The organism is Pectobacterium peruviense, from assembly GCF_002847345.1.
GTDB lineage: Bacteria > Pseudomonadota > Gammaproteobacteria > Enterobacterales > Enterobacteriaceae > Pectobacterium > Pectobacterium peruviense.
Genome location: NZ_LXFV01000005.1, coordinates 99,789 through 112,256 on the forward strand (window position 1 = coordinate 99,789; position 12,468 = coordinate 112,256).

A 12,468-nucleotide genomic window follows, 5' to 3' on the forward strand; every position below is an offset into this window, starting at 1 on the left:
AGGCAACATTAAGAGAGCAGCATCATGACCGATATGATCACGCAAACGGGGCATCGCCACGCCCGTAAGACACCCACGGCCACCTTTGCGATTGCCCGTGAGGCACAAAACAGCCTCGATCAAACACTGGCGAACCTAAATACGCATCTGCACGGCTTAAGCCATGATGACGTCATTGAGCGTCAGCAAACCTATGGCGAAAACCGCGTCGCCCATGAAAAGGCGCCGCACGCGCTGGTGCAGTTAGCCGCCGCGTTTAATAACCCCTTTATTTACGTGCTAATGGCGCTGGCCGCTATCAGCTTTTTCACCGATTACTGGCTGCCGCAGCGCAATAACGAAGAGACCTCACTCACTGGCGTGATCATTATTCTGGTGATGGTTAGCCTGAGCGGCCTACTGCGCTTCTGGCAGGAGTTTCGCACCAATAAAGCCGCAGAAGCACTGAAATCCATGGTGCGGACAACAGCTACCGTACTACGCCGACCTCACGCCAGCGCCACCGCCGTCATGCAGGAAATCCCACTTCAGCAACTGGTACCCGGCGATATCCTGATCCTCTCCGCAGGCGACATGGTGCCTGCGGATGTCCGTCTGGTGGAATCCCGCGATCTGTTCGTCAGCCAGGCGGTACTGACCGGTGAATCGCTGCCAATCGAAAAATACGATGTATTCAGCAATATCAGTGCCAAAGGCTGTCAGCCCACTGGCTGCGGCAGCGAGAGCGATCTGCTGGCGCTATCCAACATCTGCCTGATGGGTACCAACATTTCCAGCGGTACGGCAACGGCAATCGTGGTGGCAACCGGCAGCCACACCTATTTCGGTTCACTGGCAAAATCCATCGTCGGAACGCGTTCCCAAACTGCCTTCGATCGTGGTGTTAACAGCGTAAGCTGGCTGCTGATCCGCTTTATGATCGTGATGGTGCCTGTCGTACTGCTGATCAACGGCTTCACCAAAGGTGACTGGATGGAGGCCAGCCTGTTTGCGCTGGCGGTCGCGGTCGGCCTGACGCCGGAAATGCTGCCGATGATTGTCTCGTCCAATTTGGCGAAGGGCGCGATTGCCATGGCACGGCGTAAAGTGGTGGTCAAACGGCTGAACGCGATTCAGAATTTTGGCGCGATGGACGTACTGTGCACCGACAAAACCGGCACGCTAACGCAGGATCGCATCATCCTTGAGCATCACCTGAACACGCAGGGCCAGATCGATGAGAGTGTGTTGCAACTCGCCTGGCTCAACAGCGCGCACCAGAGCGGCATGAAAAACCTGATGGATCAGGCCATCATGCATTTTGGTCGCCATAATCCGGCCATCGCCGCGCTGGGTCGCTATCGCAAAATCGATGAACTGCCGTTTGATTTTATTCGTCGCCGCCTGTCCATCATTGTTGCCGATGAACACAACCAGCAACGCCTGATTTGCAAAGGCGCGGTAGAAGAGATGCTAGCCGTCGCTACGCATGTCTGTGAGAACGGACAGCGGCATGAACTGGACGACGAACGTCGCAACACGCTGAAAAAACTGGCAGAGAGCTACAACCAGCAAGGGTTCCGCGTGCTGATGATTGGCACACGAGAGCTGAGCCCGGTGGGCAGCACGATGCCGCTCAGCGCCGTGGATGAGCGCGATCTGACCCTCTGCGGTCTGCTGACGTTCCTCGATCCACCCAAAGAAAGTGCCTCCGCCGCGATTCGCGCCCTGCATGAAAACGGCGTGACGGTTAAAGTCCTGACCGGCGACAACGCGATTATTACCAGTAAGATCTGTCGCGATGTCGGGCTAGAGCCGGGCGAGGTGCTAGAAGGGAACGAGATTGATGCACTCAGCGATGAACAGCTCGGCGTGCTGGTAGAACAGCGCACCATTTTTGCTCGGCTGACGCCGCTACAAAAATCCCGCGTACTGAAAGCATTGCAAGGTAATGACCATACGGTCGGCTTTCTGGGCGACGGCATCAACGATGCCCCTGCCCTGCGTGATGCTGATATCGGGATTTCCGTCGATACCGGAACGGATATCGCCAAAGAGTCAGCCGATATTATTCTGCTGGAAAAAAACCTGATGGTGCTGGAAGAAGGCATCATCAAAGGTCGCGAGACGTTCGGTAATATCATCAAATACCTGAACATGACCGCCAGTTCCAACTTCGGTAACGTGTTTTCAGTGCTGGTCGCCAGCGCCTTTATTCCGTTCCTGCCGATGTTGGCGATCCACCTGCTGATTCAAAACCTGATGTACGACATCTCCCAACTGTCGCTGCCGTGGGACAAAATGGATAAGGAGTTCCTACGCAAGCCCCGCAAATGGGATGCTAAAAATATTGGTCGCTTCATGCTGTTTATCGGGCCAACGTCATCGATTTTTGACATCACCACCTACGCGCTGATGTGGTTCGTGTTTGCCGCCAACAGCGTCGAGCATCAGGCGCTGTTTCAGTCAGGCTGGTTCGTTGAAGGGCTACTGTCACAAACGCTGGTCGTGCACATGCTGCGTACCCAGAAGATCCCATTCATTCAGAGTACCGCGGCGCTGCCGGTGATGTTGATGACCGGACTGGTGATGGCGCTGGGCATCTATCTGCCGTTCTCTCCGCTGGGGCCACTGGTCGGTTTACAGCCGCTGCCGTGGGAGTATTTCCCTTGGCTGGCCGCCACGTTGATTGGCTACTGCACCGTCGCACAACTGGTCAAACGCGCCTACATCCGCCGCTTCGGCCAATGGTTCTAATCCCTTCAACAAGGCGGGTGTTTTTCACCCGCCGAATTAGGAGCCCATATGAAACCTTCTCGCCACACATTCCTCGTCGTTATCTTTTTTCTCACCCTGATTTCACTGATTAACGTCACGATGCTGCTCACCATTATCTAGACAGTAGAAACACCGATACCGTGGCAAAAAAAGCCGCCCCTCGCGGTAGCATAAGTTAACGATCTTATTTAGGGCATAAACCCTTAATTAAAATACCTACATTTGGTTATTAAAAAGAAAGATGACGGGGTAGTACCATACCGCAATAGTGAAATCTTCTTATGAAAGAAGCCCAACCAGAGTAGACGCACTGTTTTTATGGATGTTGCATCATCAATGCTAAATCATTGCTTCCCTGTGCCGAAACTAAAATAAACCCTGTCTACTTTTGCAAACTGCACATGTCAGAAAAGGACGGATTGCAGGATATGGAGCACACCTATGAAATCCCTTCATCACATATCGATCCGTAGTAAGTTCATTCTGGCCCTCCTCCCACCCATCCTTGCCCTGCTATGGTTCAGTTTTTCCGGCGTGATGGAGCGACGTAGCACAGAGCATGAGATGGTCCGTATGGAGAAACTGATTACGCTAGCACGTGACGCGGGCGAGTTAGCCCACCAGCTCCAGCGTGAGCGCGGAATGAGCGCAGGTTATTTTGGCAGCCAGGGGAAAAAATTTGGTGCCGAACTCACTACGCAGCGGCAAGCCAGCGATCGGGCACAGCAACAGTTTCAACAAACGGCTGCGAATCTCAGTGACAGTGAACTCGGTAACGATGTTAGTGGAGAGATCGGTAAAATTACGCAAAAAATGCAACAGCTTGGCGAGTATCGTCGCAATATCGACAGCATGTCGATCTCTGTCACGCAGGCACTCGGCTACTATTCCGATTCCGTCAGCTATCTGCTGAGTATTGTCGGAGATATGACCCACTTGGTCAGCGACGGCGGTATTGCTCAGCGTCTGGCAGCCTATTACAACCTGCTGAACGTCAAAGAACAGGCAGGGCTTGAACGCGCCGTGCTTTCTAATACCTTCTCTGCCAATAGCTTTGCTACCGGGATGTTCGAGCGTCTGAACCAGATGGTGGGTAAGGGAGAGGCGTATATCACCGCCTATAACATGTTCGCCAATGCCGAGCTGCGTAAAGCTTTTGAACAGGCTCTTAACAACCCTGCGGCCCAGAACGCACTCCAGATGCGCAATAAGGCTATCGCTTCTCCCAGCGGCAATTTCTCCATCGATGCCAACCAGTGGTTTAACCAGCAAACAGTAAAAATCGATGAACTGAAGAACGTTGAGCAGCTTGCCACCAACGATCTGACGGCACAGGTTAACGCCTTAGCCGCCGATGCACGTCAATCCTGGATTAGCTATTTAGCTGGTGCATTGATTTCTCTCCTGATGGCGCTGGGTCTGGCTTCGATGATTATGCGCAGTATCAACGAGCAGCTTCAGCAAACCCTGACGACCATTCGTGAGATGGGCGGCGATCTTACCCGTCGCCTGCGCGTACCGGGAACCGACGAGCTTTCACAGCTGAATCAAGCCTATAACGCCTCACTGGAAAACATCGCTGACATGGTGGTGAATATTAAGCGCAGTTCACAAACCATCGGGCGTGCCAGTAGCGAGATATCTAACGGCAATCAGGATCTGGCGCAGCGTACCGAAGAGCAATCCGCTTCACTGGTGCAAACCGCCAGCAGCATGGAAGAGATTACCGTCACGGTAAAACAAACTGCGGACTTTGCCGGACAGGCACGTCAATTAACAACAGAGGTGGACGATCAGGCTCACCGCGTCGGCACCATTACCGAATCAGCCAGCGACGCGATGGAAAGAATTCAGGATACCAGCCAGCGCGTGAATGCGGTGGTTGCCGCCATTGACGCCATTGCCTTTCAGACCAACCTGCTGGCGCTGAACGCCGCGGTTGAGGCTGCACGCGCCGGACAGCATGGTCGCGGGTTCTCTGTTGTCGCGGCGGAAGTTCGTCAGCTCTCGCAGCGTAGTGCTGACGAAGCGGGAAAAATCCGCGCGCTCATCTCCGACAGCATTGCCAGCGTCAATGAAGGTACGAAGCTGGTGAACCAATCTAATCAGGGGATTAACGACATCGTCACCGGAACGCGTAAAGTGCGCGATCTGGTGAATGAGATTGCGGTCGCCGCCGATGAACAGTCACTGGGCATCGCACAAATTAACGAAGCGCTCAGCCAGTTGGAAATGGTCACGCAGCAGAATGCAACGCTGGTTTCACAGGCTTCCGTCGCCAGCCAATTACTGGATGAACAGGCGATTGAAATGGAATCGCTGGTCAGCCACTTCAAGGTTGACGACAGCGCACCACAGCAGCCTTTACAGCACGCGCTGTTATCAAGGTAGAGACTACCGTTAGAGAAGCGCGGAGATATCCCCCATGTCCGCACGATGCTGGAAGATTTACGCGAAAATGCCGAAGAACGTGGCATCACGCCCAACCAATGGCCGGTTTGCTCTTCCAGCATTGTGATACTAACGCCCTCATTGAGGGCGTTGCCTATTTGGCTCTTACCAAACAGCGCTGCCGACGCTCATCGACGCGTTGGGCAAACCATGCTGTGGTGAGCTTACGGGTGATTTTCGGGCTTTCCAGCATAATCCCCGGCAAGATAGCGCGCGGAGCCTTACTGCCCGATTTATCCGCCAGCGCAAAGACTCGGTCATACAGGCTGGTGTCTTCAAAATCGAGGCTATTGCCCTTCTCCAGCGCACGCCGAATGGCGTTGTCGCTCATGTCCAAGCGTTTCCCTAACGCACGCACCGCCAACTCTGTGGCGCTGGCTTTATCCGAACTGTAGTTGATTAAATCACCGTCCAGCGCCAGCTTAACCCCTGTCAGGCGGCTGACAGCTTGCTGGAACGCCGCATTTCGACTGGCATACCAACCCGCGTTAAAATCCGCGAACCGATAAATTGACTGCGGGTAATTCGCCGAATAGCCCAATAGGTGCTTAATGCCAAAATACATCCCGCCACGACGGCTGAAGACTTCGCGGCGAAGAGAGCCGTCCACGGTATACGGATAACCCTTAGCGTTAGCTTCGGCAAAGGCGATGCTAACCTGCATCGGCCCGCCGGTATGTACCGGGTTCAGGCGACCAAACAGTTGCTGCCCCATCGGCACCATTTCGATGAAATCATCAAAGATCGCGCTGAGCTCTTTTTCCGTGCGTACCTTATCGAGCCGCTCGCTGTAGCTTTTGCCGTTAGGAGATTTGATGAGTAGTGCGGTGCGCACCAGAAAGGCTGGGACATGAACTTTCTCAGCGCGGCGATCAATCTCCTGCCAGGCGATTTTCGACAAATTCGGCACCTGTGGATCGGCGTTAAACGTCGATTCCTGCTCAGTCACCGCCAGTACCGAACACAGGTTTTCATTACTGGGATCGAGCCCTTGTGCGATAAACGCCGTCGAGATATCGGTTGCCCAACCTTGACGATCTTTCACGTTATCAGGCAACAACTTGAGCAACTGCGCACGGACATCCGCAGGCCGCGATTCCGGCGTCGTCGCCGTTTTGCTGGCACAACCCGCCAGCACCAGCAGAGCCAACGCACACAAGGGACGGAACAAGGGAGCATAAGAATGAGGCATAGTCTCTCGGCATCATGATAGGAAAGCTGCCAGAACGTTAGCGCAGCTCACGCCAATTATCCAGCAGGGGGCAAACGCATGCATTTTTCGAACTGACCTGGCATAGTTAGTGCTATCACTAACCGAATGCGCTAACGAACGGACGAAACACGCATGGAATACCATCGTGAACATATTTTTTTGGGGCAGGGATAGAAGGCAACGAATCAGCCACCAAAAAAAAACAGAGCGATGTACGGGCTTTTGCGCGAGATAACGTGCGGGTTTTTATCTAACAACTCCCGCAAACGCGCCTGCTGTCGGGTATTCGGCAGGATGCCCGAACGGTTGAATCGCTGCGTCCAATACGTCACGCCAGCCTGCGTTAGCGCAGCATTTTCTGCTTGCGCGTTATCCAATAGGAAAACCAGCCAGTCCCATTTATTCAACTTTTGGGCTAAAAAGTAGTACACCTCAATGTGTTCTCTGGAAGACGCGTCTTCCAGACAGCGCTGAAGTTCAGGCAGCGACAAATAGATTTTCTGCTGATAAAACAACGTGCGCGCAACCTTCGCAATAGCAATAGAAGGATGGCGTAGGGAGGCCAACAGCCGTTCGCGAGCATCGTCACCCGTACGCAGAATGAGAATGCGTAAGGCGCTGTGATAAAGGCTGGGATAACGCTCATCCATGTTGCGTTCCGTCAGCGCCACAATGCCGTCGTAACGATGTTCATCCAGCCCCCACAGCGTGATTTTACGCTCGGTCACGGTAGTTGCCCGATTCAACGCGGTAAGATAATGAGCAACCGGATCGTCGTTTTGCTCACGCAGCAGCGCTGAGGCTCGTTGGCGCACCAGCGCATTTTTATCAAACAGTAGCGCTACCAACAGGGGCTCAGGAACAGGGAACGCATTGTCCATCACATACTGCAACGCCACCTGCTTAATGGGCGCGAAAGTATCTTTCAACAGAATCGCCATCACCTCATGATCGACATCCCGATCCGCGCTTAGCAGATACCGTACCGCGTTAGCCCTCACTAACGGATCGCGATGTAACATCGCCTGATCAAAGATCTGCTTCAGCGGAAACAGGTCACGCTCAGCCAGAATATCCAGTGACAGTCTGGCGACGGTTTTATCATCAGAAGACAGCCCCGCCAGTAGCGACGGCGCGTGTACCTCCTCGGTCAGAAAGCTGACAATCTCATCCACCAGCGGCTGGTGATTTTCCCTCTGACATTGCAGCAGCCAGAAAATCTCAGGTAAATTGGCGACAAAATTCGCGGTATTATCCGGCGTTAACAACAGCCGCACGCTCTGTTTGGCCGCACGGCGTACCGGCTCAGCCCAATCGTTCACCCGCACAACCAATGCCGGTAATGCCGAGGCCTCGTCCATGAAGCCTAAACACAGCACCGCACGCTGCCGAATATGCCCGTTATAGTGACGCGTAAGCGCTATCAGGCGTGACACTTCATCCAGCGAATCAGAATGCATAGGCTGATAGTCGTTGTCTGACGAGGCCACCAGCTTTTCCAACTGATATAGTAGTAATTCGTACGATGCCATATTCCCTACCCTCTCCTTTTTCCGTTTATCCACGGACGCCTTACGCCATCACCGTCCGATACAGCACTGCATCCAGCATCGTTAACAAATGCGAACTTTTTCAAGACAGCTCTTTGTAATTATTTTTCGCAAATACCGCGACATTCTTTACGGTAGCCAATTGAAATAAAATAAGAATCCTGATTATTTCAAGAAATAAGCATACTTCTGCGAGCTTCATTCCAAAACCCGCTGTAACTCTACTGTAAATCCATCCACCCTATTTCACGTTTTTCGTCGTTGGAATAGAGTCTCTGTGCTGTGGCAACATCCGCTGCCGGGCTTTCGCGCAATTAGATGACGTTCAGCTCTGCGACCTCGGCGCGATTGCCGCCGAATCTATCGATGATTGCAGGCCCATTGAAAACAAAAAAAGCGCTAATGTCGTTCACACATTAGCGCCTTTCTGTCAGATAAAAGCTATTTTAGATCGACCGTCAACTCGGGTGCACCAAAGCTCACTACAGTGGCTTTCGAGGCCGCAAAATATTGTCGCCAGAAAATTTCCAACTGCTGCATGATCTTGCCGGATCGATAGTTATTTTTCGAATCCGTATCAATCAGCCCTGCTCCCGCGATATACACATTCGCGCCAGTGAAATCCGCCACCAAATTTTGCTTTCCGGCACGCGCCATCTCTTTTTCCGGCTCTAACAAACGAATACTGTTGTTACTGTAAAAGCTGCCAAACTCGCTGTTTTCCAGCATATCGGACACCAATAGGATCGTTTTGCTGCTCGCGGGCGTTTCTTTCAGGTCATCACCAATGTGCTTAAGGCTATCCATAATTTCGCTTTTGGCGATATTATCCCCACGATCGGCGAAGCTTTCTGCCATCTTTTTCCCGATATTTTGTGCAAAGAATTGCCGTTGTTGCACCAAACACCCATCAAGCGATTTCAGACTGTCCATGCCCAAACTGTTGCGTACCTTATGATCGGTGAATGGCATTTCCAGCTTGCCGTCAAAAACGCGCTTCATGTAATTATCCTGCAACAGAGCCGAGAACTGATACATCACCACATGATCGCCGGGCTGCACATAGCGCACTACTTGATTCCAGATCGATTTTTTCAGATCAACAGGCACTTTGACCGTCTGGTCGACAATCACCACCAGTTCCCGACCGCTGTCTGCCGGGCGATGTTGGTCCAGTTTGGCAAAACTGTAGCAGCTAGGGATATCGTTACGTTCTGCGGCCTGCGACATACAGGTTACCCCCAGCAACAGCAGCGCGAGTAGCGACCTCATACGTTCTCCTTCGGACGCGCCTTATTCAGCAACGCTTGCACGCGCTGACGCTTCAGCAAGGACGCCAGCGACAGATCCAAATCGTCGGCAATCAGCTGTAGTTCTTCTTCGCTGAACGACGTCAAATCACCCAGTTCATGAATACGCTGCTTCTCGTCATCCGCTTCTGCCGTGCTGGCTGACGCCGCTACAGGCTGAGCTACCGAGACAGTGTCAACGACAGGAGACGTCGGTACAAGTGCAACAGGTTGGCTCACCACCTCAACTGGCGCAGGCTCAATTGGCTGAGCCGAGACAGATTGAACAATGGGTGCCTTCGGCTGTACGGGTTCGTTTGTCGCCTGTAAATGCGCATTCAACTCTGCAGTAGAGCGCGCTTTATCACGCAGCTTGCCACTGATGTAATCATCAAACGTCGGCAACGTAGTGAGCGGTTCACTCTGGCTATTGGTGCGCTTCATCATCAGGCGATTTTGCAACGCGGTCAGTTTTTCTTGTCCATCGCGCTCCACGCGTTCACGCCGCATCGCGTGCCATGACGCAAATTCTTCAGAACCACTGAAATTGCCAATATATTTCGCCGCTGCTTTGGACTCAATCCCAGCAAATGAGCGATAAATACCAATCAAAATACCAATCAGCTGCACACCAACAAAAATGACGGACAGGATGATGAACGTCAATTTGGAAGCGAATACACGGTTGTCCGTGATCTCTTGTGACGCCTGCGTATCCGCCTTGGCATTATCCGCCGCCGCGCCCGACGGCAAATCAAACGGAGAGGTTTCGCTAGTTTGAACGACCTGTGAAAACGGCGAACCGTTCACTGCCTGTGTATCCATCGCATTGATGGTCGCCGCACGCACCAGATAGGCACCAACAGAGAAGAAAATAATCAGAGCCAGGGCAACCGCCGTTGCCCAATACTGCGGCTTAACGTGAACATTGTGCGTTACGCGATTCAACATCTGGATGTAGTTTGGATCGTTGTCATCCAAACGGGTATTTTCCAGCGAGATTTCGTGGTTCTTGCTCAACCCCTTCGCAGAGCCGCTATGGCGCGCTTCTGAATACCAGTAACGGATCTTTTTCAGCAGCGTGTTTTTATGTAGTTCGGATCCCATCAAATGAGTGGCAGGCACCAGCACCACACCGATCAGAACGGAGATAACAATCGCCGAGAACTCGGCCTGATTGGCAGAAATGTTACTCGCGATAAACGGAGAGAGTACCAACGCGAAAATAAAGGCTTCGAGCAGGACCAACACGACACTGCAACCCCACAAGATCACGCCCGTCTGTTTACGACCCCGCTCATCCACCTTGTTCAGGTAGTTGACGCAGCGCAGGTAAAAATCGGCATCCAGATTAGAGGTTTTATAGTACTGCCAATATTTCGCGCAAATCGCTTCTTCCGCGGGATACCAAGCCAGTTTACCCGTGCCTTGACGACGCGGTTCATTCGCGCGAGACAAACGAGATACATGACCAATCAGCGGCAGGCTGCTCATCAGGTTAAGGAAAAAGTAACTGACCTGATCCCACCAACGGATAAAGACCAGTACCAACGTCATTAGCACCAATAACGGCCAGAAAATGTAGCGATAAAGCGAAATCGCCTCAGCGATGCTTTGAAATAATTCCATGATCAATACCTTCTAATTAACTACGCGTTGGGGTGTAGCTCGCGATGTATTCTTTGCTGTAATTGCTGTAGAACAGCTGCCCTTGCTGCGCCTTACTGGCCTTCTTCGGCACCAGTAAATCTACGCAGGAAAGTGCCTGCTGTGTTTCATCTTGCAGGTAAACCCGATACAGAATGCTGTCTTCGCCTTCCCACGCATTCGCCACCGCATTTAATGGCGCATCAGCTTTACGGTTACCTTTGGACTGGTAATCGCGCGTGACATACACCTTCGGATTTTCCACTACCGTGGCGTTATCGCTCAGTACCTTAACGGGCGAGAGCGTGACCAGATGATTATTCACCAGCCCTGCCCAGGCACGACCATTCATGCCCGGCAGATATTCTCGGGTTTCATGGGTTTCAACCGCTTTCCCGCTAGCCAGGTTTTTAGCTTGTCCACTGACGCGCACATTATCTGCTACACAGCTTTTTAGCATACTGCTGGCATTCGCTTCTGGAATCAGGCTGAATCCGCTGCTGCGTGGCTTGAGGTTCGCCGCCAGAACAGGCGTGGATGAGTTGACTGGCTGCCCGCCAAAATCAACAAAGCTCTTGCTATTAGCGGGCTCGGAGGCTTTCTTCGTAGTAGGCGCACCTGACGGCTGTGGCGGGGCTGATGGCGTTACCGCCGCAGTCTCCATTTCTGCTTTACGAGTTGGCTCTACTTTACGATTGGAAGATGATGTAGATAGCTTCGCCTTGCGGCTTGATGTAGAAGAAGAGCTAGCTGTCGACGTAGCCTGCTCAGCCGTACCATAACGCAGATAAGCAAGGTTACTGCCTTCCTGTTCAAGCCTCTGTTTTAACAGAGTTTCATTTGCCAGACCCACGATCTCGACCCGACGGTTGGCAGTCCGCCCCGTTACCGTGACGTTATCGGCTACCGGACGAGCGGAACCTGCACCCTGAAAATAAAGTTTTTGTGCACTCAGGCCAGCCTGTTCAAGCACCCGACCGACATTCTGTGCGCGTTGTTCTGAAAGACGCTGATTCCATTCTGCACTCCCAGTAGCATCAGTATGCCCAACAACCAGAATGACACCGCTTTGGTCTCCCTCTTTCATCGCTGTAGCAATCTTTTTGACCTGCCGTAAGCCGTCCGTAGAAAGCTGCGCACTATTGGTATCAAACATGCCGCTATCTTGGACCTGAGCCACCAGCCCTACAGTTTCAGTACCACTTTTTTCCTGAGATTGCAGAGAACGCGTTGTAATTGCGATATTTTCTTCCTGAGCGATCTTTGCCAGCGCTTCCTCGCGGTTCTGCCAAACGTTTCCTAATGCACAGCCTGCGGCACCGCCTAACAACCCTCCCGCTACGGCTTTCTTGGCATCACCCGTTACCAGATAAGTAATTCCACCGCCCAACGCAGCCCCGCCAATACAGCCAATCGCCGTGCCATAGCTGCGGCCCGCATCATGCAAAGTCGCACAGCTTGTTGTCAGTGCCACAATGGCAGCAAGCAGGCTAATTCTTCTGACTTGATAATGCTTCACTCCATATCCCTCATCCTTAACCACCCAAAATGCGAAAGAACC

The 12,468-nt window shown here is 52.6% G+C and carries 7 protein-coding genes; 2 read left to right on the forward strand and 5 right to left on the reverse strand.

All coding sequences use genetic code 11. The features are described from left to right. Positions 1-24: 24 nt before the first annotated feature. Together mgtA and A0G03_RS04665 are read left to right on the forward strand one after the other, a co-directional pair. A complete protein-coding gene (gene mgtA, locus A0G03_RS04660) occupies positions 25-2,736 on the forward strand; it encodes a magnesium-translocating P-type ATPase (protein ID WP_048258472.1) in 2,712 nt (903 codons plus the stop codon). A 462-nt stretch (positions 2,737-3,198) separates the two neighbouring features. After that, on the forward strand, positions 3,199-5,148 hold the full coding sequence (locus A0G03_RS04665; RefSeq protein ID WP_048258471.1) for a methyl-accepting chemotaxis protein: 1,950 nt from the start codon (positions 3,199-3,201) through the stop codon (positions 5,146-5,148). Between the two features lie 154 nt (positions 5,149-5,302). Here the strand turns inward: A0G03_RS04665 and A0G03_RS04670 are convergent, their stop codons facing one another. The 5 genes from A0G03_RS04670 to A0G03_RS04690 all read right to left on the reverse strand — a co-directional run bounded on the left by A0G03_RS04670 (position 5,303) and on the right by A0G03_RS04690 (position 12,426). Continuing rightward, positions 5,303-6,400 carry a DUF1615 domain-containing protein gene (locus tag A0G03_RS04670; protein WP_048258470.1) on the reverse strand — a complete coding sequence of 366 codons (1,098 nt, stop codon included), beginning with the start codon at positions 6,398-6,400 and terminating at the stop codon, positions 5,303-5,305. A gap of 206 nt (positions 6,401-6,606) precedes the next feature. Beyond that, on the reverse strand, positions 6,607-7,953 hold the full coding sequence (locus A0G03_RS04675) for a HEAT repeat domain-containing protein (RefSeq protein WP_048258469.1): 1,347 nt from the start codon (positions 7,951-7,953) through the stop codon (positions 6,607-6,609). A 459-nt stretch (positions 7,954-8,412) separates the two neighbouring features. Continuing rightward, the gene (locus A0G03_RS04680; protein WP_011092052.1) at positions 8,413-9,243 is read right to left on the reverse strand and encodes a hypothetical protein; all 831 of its coding nucleotides are present in this window, start codon (positions 9,241-9,243) and stop codon (positions 8,413-8,415) included. Next, entirely contained in the window at positions 9,240-10,889 is a 1,650-nt protein-coding gene (locus A0G03_RS04685; protein WP_047710142.1) for a hypothetical protein, read from the reverse strand. The genes A0G03_RS04680 and A0G03_RS04685 overlap by 4 nt, the downstream gene beginning before the upstream one ends. 16 nt (positions 10,890-10,905) lie before the next feature. Further along, positions 10,906-12,426, reverse strand: a complete 1,521-nt coding sequence (locus A0G03_RS04690; RefSeq protein WP_053075281.1) for an OmpA family protein — start codon at positions 12,424-12,426, stop codon at positions 10,906-10,908. Between the last annotated feature and the right edge of the window lie 42 nt (positions 12,427-12,468).